Source organism: Rheinheimera soli, assembly GCF_021290985.1.
Lineage (GTDB): Bacteria > Pseudomonadota > Gammaproteobacteria > Enterobacterales > Alteromonadaceae > Pararheinheimera > Pararheinheimera soli.
The window spans coordinates 53,245-69,201 of the sequence record NZ_JAJOYU010000016.1 but is presented as its reverse complement, the minus strand read 5'-3'; the positions used below and the strand labels follow the sequence as shown (position 1 = coordinate 69,201).

Sequence of the window (15,957 nt, the reverse complement as noted above, 5' to 3'; positions counted from 1 at the left end):
CGGTTACTTTCTTAAGCTAATTTGATTTGTTGTTCAAGCCGTCCATAAAAAAATCCACCTAAGTCGCTAAAATAATGCTCTCCTCTTGAAATTTGTATACAAATTAAATTAATGTATTCATCAATGTCTTTTCAGGTGACCTTTTATGTGGCGCGACTTTAGCTTATCAGCCATAGCTGCTGGTTTTGTGGCTGTATTGGTTGGTTTTGCCAGCTCTGTGGCTATTGTCTTTCAGGCTGCAGCTGCGGCGGGCGCGGATCAGGCCGTGATGGCGTCCTGGATTTTAGCCTTGGGCCTTGGCATGGGCTTCACCTGTATTGGCTTGTCCTTGTATTTCAAAGCGCCAGTGCTAACGGCCTGGTCCACGCCAGGAGCAGCACTTTTAGTCAGCAGCTTACAGGGCCTGAGTTTAGCCGAAGCTGTGGGCGTGTTTATTTTCGCTGCCGCTTTAAGTTTATTGCTTGGTCTTACCGGCTGGTTTGAAAAACTCAGCAATAAAATTCCGCTACAAATAGCCTCTGCCATGCTGGCCGGTATTTTATTTAACTTTGGTTTGTCGATTTTTACCTCGCTACAGCAGGATTTATGGCTGGTGGGGCTGATGTGCGCTACTTATCTGATCAGTAAACAGTACTTGCCCCGGTATGCTATTCCATTGGTGTTGGTGGTGGCAGTGCTTTATGCCAGCCTGCAAGGCCAGTTGAATCTTGCTCAGGTACATTTTGACTGGCCAGCTCCGGTCTGGATTTGGCCCCAGTGGTCTGTCAGCGCTTTAATAGGTGTAGGTTTACCACTTTTTATTGTCACTTTAACCTCACAAAATATTCCGGGTTTAGCTGTATTTAAAAGCAGCGGTTACAACCTGCCGGTATCACCACTGATTAACGCCAGCGCTGTGACTACTATAGTGCTGGCACCTTTAGGGGCCTTTTCTATTAATTTAGCCGCTATTACTGCAGCCATTTGTGCCAGCCCTGAAGCTCATGCTGATCCGGCAAAAAGATACAGTGCTGGTGTGGCCGCTGGTATTTTTTATGTACTGACTGGCTTGGCTGGTGCAGCTGTGGTGGCTGTATTTGCGGCTTTCCCGGCCACTTTAGTCACAGCTTTGGCCGGCCTGGCTTTGCTTGGCACTATAGGAACGAATCTGGCTTTAACCACACAAACCGGGCCACACAGAGAAGCTGCAGTAGTCACTTTGCTGGTGACAGTATCAGGCGTCAGCTTTTTTGGCATAGCCTCAGCTTTTTGGGGGTTAGTGGCTGGTTTATGCTGTGCACTCATGTTAAAACTGCCACAAAAAAAGGCCAGTTAATATGACCAAAGCCAGTTTATACCAGCAGTTAAAACAAGATATTCGTCAGGGCATCTGGCCAGCAGGTGCAGTGCTGAATCAGCAAAAATTATCGGATTATTATCAGGTCAGCCGTATTCCGGTGCGCGATGCGTTGCAGCAATTAAAAGCTGAAGCCTTGCTGGTGATGGCGGGCAAAGCCAGCTTAATGGTGCCGCCTTTAACGGCTTCAGAAGCTGAAGAGTTGTATCAAATTCGCTTACAGCTCGAGCCTATGGCGTTGCGCCGTGCTTTTCCCCAGCTCACTTTTAGTCTGCTTGGCCAGGCTGAAGATTTATTACAGCAGATTGAACAGGATCAGCATTTATCTGCAGCAGACAGAGGCGCACTCAACTGGCAGTTTCATCTGATGTTATATCAGGCCAGCCATTGCCCACATTTGCTGCGTTTGCTGCATAGTCTGCACCAGCAAGTGGAGCGCTATTTAGGTTTTCAGGAAATAAGTCTGAATTATGCTGATACCAGTCATCAGGAACACCGGGAACTGCTTGAGTTACTGCGAACGCAGCAATTGGATGCTGCTGTAGCTTTACTACAACAGCATATTCAGCAGGCAGGTGAGTTATTAACCGGTCACTTACGACAACAACCTGCCTGATTCCACAGAACTGTAGGGGCACGGTTTATCCGCGCCCGTCTTTAATCCAACAGAATTTCTAATCTATTCAGATTAAACTTTACGGCGACGCCAAAACGCCAGACCAGCTAACGCCAGCAATAAAGCTGAACCCATTGAGCCACCGCCTGAAGAACTGCTGTCAGTCTCCTGGCCTGCCAAAGTATTTGGCGTCGGATTCAGGTTAGCAGCTGTAGTTGGGCTGTCGTTGATCACCGTAATTTTTTCAATCACAACCAGGTTGTTGGCGGTGATAGCAATATTATTGCCGAAATCTGTGGCGCTGTAGTTACGCAGCGGAGTTTGTCCAAAAGGGCCAGATCCACCTGGTACATACAGATTATTAATACTTTCAATAATCGAAAGGCCTGTGCCAGTCACGACGCCAAACACAGTATAACCACCATTGTCTCTGTCCAGATGGCTGGAGTTATTGACGACATTCACATACCAATGATTCGTTGCACTGTTTGGGCGACCGCCCAATTTCGCCATAGCGACAGTACCACGCACATTAGACAATTTTGGTTCGTTTTCTACCGGGGCGCGTTGCGGAATATCAACTAAAGGTGTTGTGTTATTGCCGCTGTAGCGTTGACCTGTCTGTACCACAAAGTCTTTTATTGACCTGTGGATTACAGCATTGTTATACGACCCGTCATTAACGTAGGACAGAAAGTTAGCCACAGTTTTTGGTGTGGTTTGGTCAAACAGGTTAATTTCAAAATCACCCATATTGGTTTCAACCAATACGATGGTGGCGTCAGCCTGTTGACTGGTAAAAGCTAAAGCGGCGGCAAAAGTGGTTGTTAGTATAGTTTTTTTAAACATCACAAGGATCCCTGAAAGAAAGTCACCCGACTTTAATTCAGTCGGGCTCAGCAATCCAGCCCCATTACACTTAGTTACGAACTAAACAACTTTGTTAACCTTTGTTCGTTTTGTGTATGGTGCAGCTTTCCCCTGCGCTGTTTTTCGTCTGGTATTTTTATAAGCTGGTTTTTGTGGGGCCGCAGTTTTGGCTATTTCAGCAGACACCTGTGCCTGTTGCACCAGCCTGGTAATTTCTGGCTGCAACTGCGCCATAAAGTGCGGATAATCCTGTTGCTGATGGCAAATCTGTTCCAGCTGTGCTTCCCACAACGCAGTTAAATCCGGTGCTGTAATACGTTGTGGCAAACTTTGAATAAAAACACGCCCCAACTGACTGGCGCGAATTTGTTTACCCTGTCGCTGCAAATAACCGCGCTTAAACAGCAGCTCCAGAATACCGGCACGGGTGGCTTCAGTACCTAAACCTGCGGTTTCTTTTAAGATACGTTTAAGCTCTGGATCGGTTACAAAGCGGCTGATCCCCGTCATAGCAGCCAATAAAGTAGCATCAGTAAAATAAGCCGGCGGCTGAGTTTGTTTTGACAGCAACTCAGACTGACCCGACTGCAATGGTTGGCCTTTAGTTAAAGGCGGTAATGTCTGCAGCTCGTCTGCATCTTCGTCCTGATCTTCTTTTTGGCTGGCTTTATAAAAAGCTTTCCAGCCCAAGGACTGCACCTGGCGTGCCTGAGCTTTAAACAAACCTCCGGCAATTTTAATCAGCGCTTGCTGCTCGAGATAGCAGTATGGCGGGAAAAACTGCCATAAAAACTGCCGCGCTATCAGCCAATAGAGTTTGGCCTCAAACGCATTCAGACTGGCTGACTTCAAGGCTTTGTCGGTCGGGATAATAGCGTGGTGAGCTGTGATTTTACTGTCATCCCAGGCTTTGCTACGCAGGCTCATAGTGGCCTGCTGCTGCATTTCTGTCAGCTCTGGGCTGTTGGCTGTTACAGCGCGGCATACAGCTGCAGACTGGCTAAATTGCTGCTCTGGCAAATGCCTGCAATCCGAACGTGGATAAGTAATAAGTTGATGGCGTTCATACAATTGCTGACAGGTATCCAGCACTTGTTGTGCTGTCATGCCATAAAGTTTTGCCGCTTCAATTTGCAAAGCCGACAAACTAAAAGGCAAAGGCGCGTACTGTTTTTTCGGTTGCTGCTGCACCTGTTCCACCACAGCGGGTTGATGACTTGTTTTGCGTTGCACCAGTTCAGCCAACTCACGATTGAGCACACGGCCTTCTTCGTCCTGATAAGGAGCGCAAGCTTCACTGGGTTGCCAGATGGCGCTAAAAGGCCAGTCGGCCCCCGTTAAATGCGCTTTTACCTGATAAAAATCGCGGCTGACGAAGTTTTCGATCTGTAAGTCGCGTTGTACGACTAAACCCAACACCGGAGTTTGCACCCTGCCCACCGACAGCACGCCCTGATAACCCTGCCTCTGGCCATGCAAGGTATAAGCACGGGTTAAATTAATGCCATACAACCAGTCAGCTCTGCTGCGGGCCAAGGCACTTTGCGACAAAGGCGCAAACTCGGAATTCAGCTTTAACTGCTGCAAAGCTAAACGCACAGCGGCTGGGGTTAAATCGTTTAACAGCAGCCTTTTGGTTTGTTTCAGTTTAGTTTGACTGACTTTGCTGTGCTGCAGCACTTCATCCACCAACAACTGGCCTTCCCGATCCGGATCGCCAGCATGCACCAGTTCAGTGGCTTCTTTAATCAGTTGGGTCAGTATTTTCAGCTGAGCTTTGCTTTGTGCTTTAGGTACCAGTTTCCATTGATCGGGCAGAATAGGTAAATGCTCCAGCCGCCAGCTTTTAAAAAGCGGATCATAAGCTTCAGGTTCGGCCTGCTCTAATAAATGGCCAAGACACCAACTGACTTTATCGCCATTACTGAGCTGCAGATAACCCTGCTGCTTTTGATGTGGCCCAAAGGCATCGGCAATAGCACGGGCCATACTGGGTTTTTCTGCTATAAATAGACGCATGCTGTAAGCCCAACAAAACACTGTATGAAAAAACAGTTAATTTAACCGCAGTTTTCCCAAAAAAGCAAAGGCTGGAGCATTTGTTTTCTGCCAGTCACAGAGTAAGCTAAGGTTTTGCCGGGATAAACTGGTGCCTGCTTTGGTGAAGTGTCAGCATTGATTAAAATTTCAACTACAAGTTTGACGCTGTTGCGCATCGTTCTGCTGGCCATTACTTATTTCGTTTTCGGCCAACTGGCTATTTTGCTGGCCGTAGCGCCAGGTATGGCGACTTCTGTATTTCCTTCCTTGGGTATAGCTATTGCGGCAGCATTGTTATGGGGTTACCCGATGCTCGCCGGTGCCTTTTTAGGTTCGCTGGTTTTTAAGCTGGTTCAGCCCGACTGGCCAACTGCTTTAACCTGGTCAGATAAAATAGTCTACAGCTTAAGCATGGCTGCCATCACAGCTTTGACTGTGACTTTTGCGTTGTGGTCTGTACGTCGTTTTGCCAGCTTTCATAGTGCTTTGACCTTTGAAAAAAGTATTCTTTGGCTGTTTTTGCTGGCTGGTCCTCTGGCTTGTTTAATCAGCTCGGCTTTATCCACCTTAGTCTTGTGTAAATTTGACATAGTGACACCAGATAACGCTGGATTAAACTGGTTTACCTGGTGGGTTGGCGACATGATTGGCGTGATGATCGCCATTCCTCTGGTATTTATGTTATTTGCTAAGCCCCGCCCTTTATGGCGTTCACGCTGGCTGACTGTGGGTTTACCTTTATTGGTCTGTTCTGCTTTGGTAGTCGCTCTGTTTGTGCTTGCCCGTTTTCAACAACACCAGAGCCTGCAACAAAAGTTCTTTGATCAATCAGAACAAATCAGCGCCACTTTTCAGTTCAGAGTCAGTAAAGTGCTGCAGCAAATGCAAATGCTTGAACGGCTGTTTGCCACTCAACCTGAAGTCACAGAAGGTATGTTTCTAAAGTTTCTGCAAGGTTATCCGTGGAAAGAAGCTGGCGTCTTGTTTTTTGATTGGGTTGAACTCGTACCGCATCAACAACGCGCTGTGGTGGAAGCGCAGCTACAAACCGATTTTAAGGAGTATGCCAACCCCGGAGTAAGGCTGGCGGCACAACGCCCATACTACAGCGTGATCCGTTACATGGCTTCGGCTTCTGGCGACCGATCTCTGGCAGGTTTGGATTTAGCTGCAGATCCGGTGCGAAAAGATGCTATGGATTATGCGAGGGATTCGGGCAGTATCAGCATCACGGCTCCGGTGCGACTGGTAAGTGGCAATGCCGCTTTGATGTTTTTTATTCCTGTTTATCAGCAGGGGGAGGTTCCAAAAAGCCTAGATGAAAAACGCACACAAATTCGTGGTTTTGTTTGTGGCATTTTTGAAACAGCAGAACTGGTTAGAACCAGTTTAAGTCAATACAATACCTCTGAGTTTCATCTGCAAATCAGAGATTTAGGCACAGGGCTATCTTATTACGGTTCTTTACCTGAATTGTCACCTCAGGCGAAGTATCTGACCTGGACCCGCCAGTGGTCGCACGCAGGGCGCTCACTGGAAATGCAATTGGCTCCCAGTACAGCCATGCTGAACCTCAATTCAGGCCAGCAAAGCTGGTATGTGTTAACAGGTGGCCTGGTGTTATGTAGCCTGCTGGGGATATTCCTACTGGTTTTGACCGGTCGTTCAGCTCGTATTGAACATTTGATCACCCAGCGTACTAAGGAACTGAGCTCGATTCTGGACAATGCCATTGAATCTATAGTGATAGTCGACCAGCAAGGCCTGATTGAGCGGGTGAATAAAGAAACCTCTGTGCTGTTTGGTTACGCCATGCATTCCTTGTTACGCCAGCCTGTCAGTAAGTTATTGGCCTGTTTACCTGAACATAAAAATCATCAATTGCTGCAACCTTTAACAGTGGACCAACTGAATCTATGGGTGGGCCACACAGTTGAAGTGACAGGCTTAAGCCAGGACGGCCAGCAAATTCCGCTGGAAATGGGCTTAAGCAGGGTAGATATAGCAGATAAGCATTTGTATACCCTGATGCTGCACGATTTACGTGAACGCAAAAAAATAGACAGAATGAAAAGTGAGTTTATCTCCACTGTCAGTCATGAACTACGCACGCCGCTGACCTCGATCAACGGTTCTTTAGGTTTATTGGCCGGTGGTGTGGTTGGTGAATTACCTCCTCAGGCACAACAGTTGGTGCAGATTGCCAAAACCAATACGGACAGACTGGCACGGCTGGTCAACGATATTCTGGATATTGAAAAGCTGGAGTTCGGTCAGTTGAAACTGCAACCTGCAGAAGTGGAAGTTTTGGCCTTACTGCAAGAAGCCAAACTGCAAAATCAGGCTTATGCCGATAAATACTTAGTCCGGCTGGATTTAGTAGCTCCCGCAGACACAACTCCAGTCTATTTGTATCAGGACAAATTCCGTTTGCTGCAAATTTTGTCGAACTTAATCTCTAATGCAATTAAGTTTTCCCCCAGTCACTCTGTGGTGAAGTTAAGTTATCAGCTGCAGGATCAATACCTTGTGATCAAAGTAAAAGATCAGGGTGCTGGTATAGCTGAATCTTTTCGCAGCAAAATTTTCCAGAAGTTTGCTCAGGCCGACAGCTCTGACAGCCGCAGTAATCAGGGGTCTGGTTTGGGTTTAAATATCAGTAAAACCCTGGTTGAAATGATGCAAGGCAGCATCGACTTTGAATCACAACTGGGTAAAGGCACCTGCTTTAGCCTGACTTTTGCTTATTACCAACAACTGAATCGACACGAAAAAACCTCGGAGCCGGGTAAAAAAAGGGTCAGAAATTAAAAAAGTCCGCATCTCTTGTCGATTGTGTCAAGGCTGAACCGACTAAGGTGTGAAAGACAGTGAAACCGCTGCTCAGTTCATATCAACAGGAGGGCCCATGGCCAAAATGCTTTTTGTTAATTTACCCTGCCGCAACTTAACTGCTGCTATCGAATTTTATCAGGCGCTGGGCTTTAGCCAGAATATGCAGTTCAGCGACGACACTGCCGCTTGTATGGTCTGGAGTGAACATATTTACCTGATGTTATTAACTCATGCCAAATGGCAAAGTTTTACTCAAAGACCAATACCAGACTCAGGCAGCAGCGAGGTGATGCTGGCCTTAAGTTGTGAAGATAAAGAAGCAGTGGATCAGGTGTGTGATGCTGCGACTAAAGCGGGCGGTACAGCTGATATCAACACAAAACAGGATTTAGGCTTTATGTATGGCCGCTCCGTGCTGGATTTAGATGGTCATATCTGGGAGTTCTTCTGGATGGACCCGGCCGCAGTGGCTGGCTAGACCGAATGAGGGTAAACCGAGGGCATGGCCCCGGTTTACTAGCAATAAAAAGATCTTACTGTTGGTAGACAGCTGGGCCCACAGTGCAGGCTGTAAAGCAACCTAAAGGCACACTGAGGAAAAGCAAATCAGGGACAGACAATGGCAGAACATACAGAGTTAAATTTTGATTGGTCAAAAGCAGTGTGCTGGCCTATGGGCGATGAGCCTAAACAAAGCTTTGCTTTTGACGGCCCAACACCGGCAGTTGCGGGTTTAACCGAACCTGAAGTTTTGCCTATCGATCAACTCAACAGGGCTGATACGGCGAAATTCTTAACTGAGTTGGCCAAACTCAAAAAAGCTGGGTACGTGCTAAACCTGAACTGCCCCTGGGGTACAGGCAAAACATGGTTTTTAAAACGCTGGCTTTTAACGCTGCAAAACCAGCATCCCGTGGTGTATATAGACGCTTGGAAGTACGATCACAACGACAGTCCTTTACTGATTATTTTGCAGCATATAATCGACGCTTTAGAAAAGCAGTCGACCAGAGATAAGAGCCTGAGCGAAAAGCTCAGAGCATCAAAACTATTCTCTACCGCCAAAGTGTTAGGGCCTGAGTTGGTGAAAGCCATGTTTCGGGTTGATTTGGAAAAAATACGGGAAAAAGGCGAGTTTGAAGCAGAAAAATCAGCTGTTGATGATTTAGCTTCAAAAACTACAGCTTTATTGTTGGATAACATCAGCAAAGAAACCGTGGCAGTAGATGAGCTCAAAATGGCCATTGCCGAGCTATTGGACGGCATAGTAAGTGAAGTTAAAAAAACAAAACTCACTTACCCGCTATTTATTTTTGTGGATGAACTGGATCGTTGCCGTCCAACCTTTGCGATTGAAATGCTCGAGGCTATTAAGCATGTATTTGGTATTCCTCAGATATTTTTTGTAATTGCCACCGACTCAGAGCAGCTGCAGCATTCGATAAATGCTGTCTACGGTGAAAAGTTTGGCAGCTATAACTACCTAAAACGCTTTTTTGATGCCAGTTTTCAGTTAGCCATACCAACATCAAAAAACTTTATTCTGGCGCAACCAGAATTTAAAACTGTATTTGACGCTTACAGCTCAGATGGTGATATCTACTATAAGGCAGACGAATCAGGTTATGCAGCAATTGTTGCGGATCTTGCGCACGATTTGGCATTCGACTTAAGAACCATTAAACAATGGCTATCTCGACTTGAAGTCACGCTTAAACTCTCTGATGTAGAAAGTAAGAAGCTACCATTTATGCCGATCCTTCTAGCCGCAGCACTTCAGGCGAAAGATGCCTTAGCATACAAAAATATTAGTAAACACAAATTAGATGAAGATGGATTGCAACAGCAGATGAACAGACTATTCGTTGAAGAGGTCAATTCAAGGAGGATAAACCAATCAATAAGGCAGGATATTTTTGGCAACGCCAAAAGCTGGCATGAGACGCTAAAGCAAAGCGAATACCTAACGTATAGAGATCTGGCACTCCGGATTTTCAAACTTTCAACCAAAATTATGGAGGCAAAAACAGGTAAATATCAATCCCAAAACTACATGAGCCATGAAAGAATTCAAGGCATTCACTACTCAAAATTCTTCGATGACAAAAATACAATATTAGAGAAAATTGACGATATTCTGGAATTGGCAGGCAAGTTTAATTTAGAAGAAGGCTAAATTAGTAACCCCTCACAGGGAGCTGATCTGACGGGTAGCTGGAGGGGTGTTGTTGCGGCTTAGTATAGCGGCAGTCAATTTAGCAGCCAAGTACCAACGCATATCGCATTCCCAAATATACCAACTACCACATTTGGAGCTCGGTCAAAAAAAGCTGCAGTTTCAAGTACGACGGGGAAAAAGTTACTCCCAGCTTACGCCTTTTTTCTCGCGTATCGCCGCCTGCATTAATGCAATTAAAGGCACTGCGCGGTGTTTCAGCGGAATCGCATTGGGTTTTTCCTGGTCTTTATCTGCTGAATCTTCAAGTAATTCTGCCTCTTCCCGGGCTTCCAGTTCTGATAAGCCTTGCTGCAACAAAGCCAAAGCTTCAGCTACATCGTCAGCAAATAAAGCACCTGGTGCTTTAGGTAAACGCCCCATCAGTTCCAGCAACTGCAAAGCGACATTGCCAAACATCTGTACTGGCGCTGCGGCTATGGATTTAAAAGTGATTAACATAACAATCTGATATTCCGGATGAATGAAGCTTCAGCATGCGCTGTTCTGCAACAAACCACAAGCAAACAACAAATGACGACTGAAGAACTCGACTGACGTCTATACAAAAGCAACGTACCTCTTTAGAATTCAGTAAAATCTGCAAAATTTTACATAAGCTAACGATCTGGTTACAAGGATGATGTATGACAGTGTTGCCACGTTTTTTTCATAGTCTGTTTTTAGTCTTACCTCTGTTGTTCTTAGCAGCCTGTGGTGGTTCAGATAAAACCGAAGATGCTACTGCAGTGACTGTCAGTGCCAGCACCGCCAGTCTGGATATTGGTTTTCCAGAGCGTTTTACCACTATATCCGCAATAGTCCGGGATGCAGATGGCGCACTGTTGCGTAACGCCACAGTTCAATTCAGTACCAATTTGGGTAGTTTTAGTGCCACAGAAGTGATGACACGCACTACAGCTGAAACAGGCCGGGGTGGCTCTAATGACGCAGGGGATGGTGTAGCAGCTGTTCGCTTATACCCGGGCCAAAGTGCAGGTTCCGCTACTGTCACTGCTTATGTAAATGGTGTGCAGACCACTACTACTGTAACTATCACCGGAACTGCTGTAGAACCTGAACGGCCAGTACCAGCCAGTATCAGCATTGCCGCCAGTGAGCGCGCCATTTATGTGGCCGGTGTAGGTCAAATGGAAAGCAGTACTATTACAGTACGTTTACTCACATCTACAGGTGGCGCTGCGCAAGATGCTCCGGCCGGAGTAAATAATGTGCGGGTTAGTTTTACAACTCAACCAAACGGCGGAGAAATGCTGTTGGGCACTCAGGCTTCTGGCCAACTGGTACAAAATACCAGAACTCTGGATGTTGCCACCACCAACGGTGTTGCTACTTTAACTCTGAGTTCAGGCCAGTTACCCGGCGTGATCGAATTACGGGCAGAAGCGTTAAATGCTTCAGGGCAAAGTTACGATCCAGTGATTCAAACCACTACGTCAGCACTTAGCATAGCTTCTGGCCCTGCTCACTCTATTGTGTTCAGTTATCCGGTAGCTGCAAGTATTCAGAATATGAACAACGGTACTTACCGCCGCGAAGGTGGTTTGCTGGTCACCGACAGATACGGTAATCCTGTGGCAGATGGCACTGTGATCAACCTGGGTGTTATTGACAGTGTGTTGTTGTCTAACAGAGCACCACAAATTAACTATGGTTTTGGCAGTACTGTCATTGATGGCAATGCATCCACTACGGCCAATTCGACAGTATTCACAGATTTAAGCAATGCGTTGTTTCAAAGCGCTGTCATTACCCGAAACAATACCTCTCGTTTTATTGAGGCCCAGGACAGGGTGCTTATTTTTAACGCGCAAGCTGAAGATAAAAGTCGTTTTGTCGCCGCCTTACCTAATCAGGCCACTACAGTGACAGTGAACAAAAACTACCTGAATACAGAAACTGGGCTGGAATATCTGGTTGGAGCTTCATTGTTAGGTATGCAGGTTTCAGGTGTAGACCCGGCTAAAGAAGGTCTGGTCAGTGGTCAGGCGGTTACCCAGGACGGAGCGGCCAGCTTTTTTCTGACTTACCCGGCTAATCAGGACACCATTTTAACCAGCTGTGTTTCATCCAGCTTAGACACACGTCACTCCCCTCGGGGTTCGGCTCAGGTGTGGGTTGTTGCTGAAGCAAGCGGCAGCAGCGCTACAACCATTGATGACAGGGCCTGTTTTTCCTATATCAGCCCAGCTGTTATTACATCGGGTATAACCAATATCAGCGGCAATACTATTCTGAGTCTGGAAATCCGGGATCAGGGCTTAGTGCGCTTACCTTTCCTGAATTTTGAAGCGGGTATTAGTTACGATGACGACAATATAGGTAATCTGCAGGTGTTTGTTGGTAGCTGCTTAGCCACAGGCAGCCGTCGCACAGACTTAAATGGTCAATGTGAATTAAGCATAACGACCACGGGTGGAGTTTCAGGGGATAGAGCGACTATCACTTTAGGCGTTACCGATGGCACGCCTTTAGCTATAACTGTGACTGTGCCTTAAACATCCAAAAGAAGCCCGCCTGGTTCGGGCTTTTTGGTCTTTAGGGTTGTTCCTGTTATTTCAGCGGTAAGCTAATCACCGCCTGAAAACCACAGGCTATACCGGAAGCTGCATAAAGGTTATGCAGCTTCAATTCTCCGCCACAGCTTTCCACTGCTCGTTTAGCAATACTTAAACCTAACCCCACACCGTCTTTTTTGCTTTGACCACGAAAAAACGGAGTAAAAAGTTTGGCTAAATCATCATATGCCACACCAGGCCCCTGATCAGAAATTTTGACTTGTACCTGCTGTTCCTGCCGCAGTAGCTCAACAGTCACTTGCGTGTCTGCCGGGGTAAATTTAATGGCATTACGGATCAGGTTTTCCAAAGCCCGATAAAGTAAGTCCGGGTCAGCGTGCACCAGCACTACAGCATCAGCTTTTACCAGCAATTGTTTATGCTGCGATAAAGCTTCCAGTCGACCATCTTCAGCTACAGACTCCAAAAGCTCCAGCAAGTCCACTTGCTGCAACTTGACTGCGGCGGCACCGCTTTCCAGTCGCGAATAGGTCAGAATTTCTTCCACCAACGCATTGAGTTTCTGAGTTTCAGCTTCCACTTTATCCAATACCATGGCGCTTTCTGACGGAGTTTGCCGCGCCAGTCCAACCAGTATTTGTAAGCGGGCTAAGGGCGAGCGGAATTCGTGAGATACATCATGCAATAAGCGGCGCTGACCACTAATGGCTTGCTCGACACTTTGAGCCATCTGATTAAAACTGCGGGCCACAGCACCAAATTCATCACGCCGCCCTGTGACTTTGGGACCCAACTGAGTCAGCCAGTGATCGGATGCCAGCGACTGCAAAGCTTGTTTTAATTGGCGTACCGGAGAGGCGAAATACCAGGCCAGCCAGAAACTGACCAATAAACTGGTACCCAAAATAGCAGCCAGTAAAAATGCCGGGTGAAACCATACTGGTGGCATAGGCATAGTGGCCCTGACAGCTACACCCTGCATTTCAGGGGGCGGTCCTTTATCACCAAAACCAGTAGGACCAAAAGGCTCTACAGCATCACCTGATGCCGGAGGACCATGGGGTCTGGCCGGTTGTGAATGTTGAACATCAATACGTTGTGCCGGTATAGAGCGGCTGGACATAATACCTCTGCCGCTGCGCAGCCAGTCCAATAAAAACTCATGGCGGGGTACAGCTAACAAAAACCAGCTCTGGCCAGTTTTGTCCTGCACTTTGTATTCGGGCTGTTCTTTCAATAATTCTGCCCAGTTTTCGGGCACGTCACGCTGTAAGTAATCTTCGCCCTGGTGATTGAGCAGCAAAATTTTATCGCGCGACATAGGATCTTCTTCCCAGCGCTGCAATACGTCGCCAAGCAATTGAATACCACCAGAGTCCATCATCAATTGAGCTGAACCTAACACCAAACGCAGCTGTGGGCCTATCCAGACAGGTTTGGGCTCATCGTCCTTAGAACGGCTTACTTCGTTTACAGCCCAAACCAGAGTGCCTGCCAGAATTAACGCGCCCCAAAAGGCCAATAGAAACTTCCAGAACACCTGGCCCATAACTTAAATTCGCTGCATCAGTTGATAGCCTTTGCCACGCACGGCTTCAATCCAGGCTTGTTGGTCTTCTCTTTTGCCCAGTTTTTGGCGGATGTTGCTGATATGCACATCCAGACTGCGATCATATTGAGTTAAGGTTTTGCCTAAAGCCTGTAAGGATAATTCGGCTTTACTGACCAGTCGCCCGGCCTGACAAGCTAAAACCCAGAGCACGCTGAATTCAGCGCCAGTCAACTGAATCAACTGACCATTGACCCAGGCTTTACGTGCACCAGGTTCAAGTGTTAAAGGCCCTACCTTCACTTCGGTTGGCTCAGCCTGCTGCTGTTGTACCCGACGCAAAATAGCCCGAATACGTGCCACTAATTCGCGCGGCAAACAAGGTTTGGCGACATAGTCATCAGCGCCCAGTTCCAGCCCCAGCACTTTGTCGATGTCATCGCCTTTAGCTGTAAGCATGATGACCGGTACTTTGGAATGCTGACGTATTTGGCGTAACAAAGAGATGCCGTCTAAGCCTGGCATCATCACATCCAGCACCAGTAATTCATACTGACCCGAAATGGCTTGCCGCAGGCCCAGCTGGCTGTCGTTTGCAACCTGCACCACAAAGCCCTCACGCTGTAAGTAAGTGCTTAATATGGAGGTGAGTTCCTGGTCATCATCTATCAGCAATAAAGGGTTCAAGGGCTGGTACTCCGGATTCAATTGGCCGCAGTTTAACCTTAAGCTGTTCAGTAATAGAGCAGCTTTACATTTCTATACACAGCCCTTTGCTTACACTGCTGTTTTCAGTTTAATCCGCAGTAAGTAACTGGAAGCGGTAATGTATAAATACTGTTTATCCAAACTCAATGCCACATTGGCCGCTGCCACTCCGGTTTGAATAGTGCCTAAATGTTCACCTTTAGCGTTAAACACCAGCACACCACCAGGACCAGTCGCCAGCAAGTGGCCAGATGGCAGTACTTTTAACCCATCTGGTAAGCCGGGCTTGCTGCTCACCCAGGCTGTGGCATCAAAAAATAGCTGACCTTCACCTGCGGTGCCATCTGCTGCCAGAGGGTATTTCCACCACTGTGCAGCTTGTGGATCTGAGTTGGCAACATAAAGCCATTGTTCATCCGGCGATAACGCCAAACCGTTAGGGCGGGTTAGTTTCTCTGTGACAACAGTGACATCATTGCCTTTAAGCCAATAGACACCGTTAAAGGTCTGCTGCTTTTGTTTGGAGTTGTCCGCATCTTTTAAGCCATAAGGCGGGTCGGTGAATAAATAACTGCCATTGCTGTGTTGCACCAGATCATTAGGGCTGTTAAACAACTTGCCTTGATAACTGGTGGTCAAGCTCTGGTATACCGGGCCTTTGGCATCGATTGACGTCAATACAGCCAGTCTTCTGTCACCATGCTGTGCCAGCACCAACTGATTGTTCTGATTAAAAATCAAGCCATTAGCACCTTCTTTGATAGAAGGTTCGTCAACAAAACCTGTATGGCCTGACGGGCTGAGATACAAAGTTAAACCGTCTTTCGTATTCCAACGCCAAACTTTGTTTTCCGGTACATCAGAAAACAAAATATCCCCTGTTTTGGGCTCAGCTACAGGGCCTTCAGCCCAGCGAAAACCTTCAGCCAGTATCTCTAACTGAGCATCGGCAGCAATCACCTGAGCAAGCTCTGGTTTTAGTTGTTGTACCGGGTTGGCTGGAATAGGGGATGGATTGGCAAAAGCCAGAGACGATATAAAAAAAAGCAGCGTTAAACTATGTCGCATCCTTGTCACCTTTGTTTGGTTGGAAAGGGTTTGGTTGGAAAAGCAACAATGTAGCATTGTTAGCGCAACCAAAGCACTGCAGATGGCAGATAAACTTAGTTTCAGTTTTACTTTTTTTCTGAGATTGTGCTGCAGGGTATGCACACCACGAATCAAATCAGTATCTACAATTAATGCAGG

12 protein-coding genes are annotated in these 15,957 nt (G+C 46.9%); 6 read left to right on the top strand and 6 right to left on the bottom strand.

Annotated features, from left to right (window positions below):
* The first annotated feature begins 145 nt into the window (after positions 1 to 145).
* Both LSG37_RS12485 and LSG37_RS12480 read left to right on the top strand, forming a co-directional pair.
* The gene (locus LSG37_RS12485; RefSeq protein ID WP_233080188.1) at positions 146 to 1,315 is read left to right on the top strand and encodes a benzoate/H(+) symporter BenE family transporter; all 1,170 of its coding nucleotides are present in this window, start codon (positions 146 to 148) and stop codon (positions 1,313 to 1,315) included.
* Position 1,316: 1 nt separating this feature from the next.
* Positions 1,317 to 1,952 (top strand): GntR family transcriptional regulator, encoded by a 636-nt coding sequence (locus tag LSG37_RS12480; protein WP_233080187.1) that lies wholly within the window; start codon positions 1,317 to 1,319, stop codon positions 1,950 to 1,952.
* Positions 1,953 to 2,024: 72 nt separating this feature from the next.
* Here the strand turns inward: LSG37_RS12480 and LSG37_RS12475 are convergent, their stop codons facing one another.
* Positions 2,025 to 2,801 (bottom strand): peptidylprolyl isomerase, encoded by a 777-nt coding sequence (locus LSG37_RS12475; protein WP_233080186.1) that lies wholly within the window; start codon positions 2,799 to 2,801, stop codon positions 2,025 to 2,027.
* An 81-nt stretch (positions 2,802 to 2,882) separates the two neighbouring features.
* The gene (locus LSG37_RS12470; RefSeq protein WP_233080185.1) at positions 2,883 to 4,841 is read right to left on the bottom strand and encodes a DNA topoisomerase III; all 1,959 of its coding nucleotides are present in this window, start codon (positions 4,839 to 4,841) and stop codon (positions 2,883 to 2,885) included.
* Positions 4,842 to 4,997: 156 nt separating this feature from the next.
* Here LSG37_RS12470 and LSG37_RS12465 point away from each other — a divergent pair, with 156 nt between their 5' ends.
* The 3 genes from LSG37_RS12465 to LSG37_RS12455 all read left to right on the top strand — a co-directional run bounded on the left by LSG37_RS12465 (position 4,998) and on the right by LSG37_RS12455 (position 9,873).
* Positions 4,998 to 7,673: a CHASE domain-containing protein gene (locus LSG37_RS12465; protein WP_233080184.1), complete on the top strand. Its 2,676-nt coding sequence runs from the start codon at positions 4,998 to 5,000 to the stop codon at positions 7,671 to 7,673.
* A 97-nt stretch (positions 7,674 to 7,770) separates the two neighbouring features.
* Positions 7,771 to 8,175, top strand: coding sequence for a VOC family protein (locus LSG37_RS12460; RefSeq protein ID WP_233080183.1), 405 nt, complete (start codon positions 7,771 to 7,773; stop codon positions 8,173 to 8,175).
* A gap of 141 nt (positions 8,176 to 8,316) precedes the next feature.
* Complete coding sequence (locus LSG37_RS12455) at positions 8,317 to 9,873, top strand: KAP family P-loop NTPase fold protein (RefSeq protein ID WP_233080182.1); 1,557 nt, start codon at positions 8,317 to 8,319, stop codon at positions 9,871 to 9,873.
* Between the two features lie 183 nt (positions 9,874 to 10,056).
* Here the strand turns inward: LSG37_RS12455 and LSG37_RS12450 are convergent, their stop codons facing one another.
* Complete coding sequence (locus LSG37_RS12450; RefSeq protein WP_233080181.1) at positions 10,057 to 10,374, bottom strand: DUF1840 domain-containing protein; 318 nt, start codon at positions 10,372 to 10,374, stop codon at positions 10,057 to 10,059.
* 185 nt (positions 10,375 to 10,559) lie between these two features.
* Here LSG37_RS12450 and LSG37_RS12445 point away from each other — a divergent pair, with 185 nt between their 5' ends.
* On the top strand, positions 10,560 to 12,431 hold the full coding sequence (locus LSG37_RS12445; protein WP_233080180.1) for an Ig-like domain-containing protein: 1,872 nt from the start codon (positions 10,560 to 10,562) through the stop codon (positions 12,429 to 12,431).
* Positions 12,432 to 12,486: 55 nt separating this feature from the next.
* Here LSG37_RS12445 and LSG37_RS12440 read toward each other — a convergent pair whose 3' ends face one another.
* From LSG37_RS12440 to LSG37_RS12430, 3 genes are all read right to left on the bottom strand, one after another.
* Complete coding sequence (locus tag LSG37_RS12440; protein ID WP_233080179.1) at positions 12,487 to 13,974, bottom strand: sensor histidine kinase; 1,488 nt, start codon at positions 13,972 to 13,974, stop codon at positions 12,487 to 12,489.
* A 30-nt stretch (positions 13,975 to 14,004) separates the two neighbouring features.
* Positions 14,005 to 14,688, bottom strand: coding sequence for a response regulator (locus LSG37_RS12435; RefSeq protein ID WP_233080178.1), 684 nt, complete (start codon positions 14,686 to 14,688; stop codon positions 14,005 to 14,007).
* A 90-nt stretch (positions 14,689 to 14,778) separates the two neighbouring features.
* Complete coding sequence (locus LSG37_RS12430) at positions 14,779 to 15,777, bottom strand: SMP-30/gluconolactonase/LRE family protein (RefSeq protein WP_233080177.1); 999 nt, start codon at positions 15,775 to 15,777, stop codon at positions 14,779 to 14,781.
* Between the last annotated feature and the right edge of the window lie 180 nt (positions 15,778 to 15,957).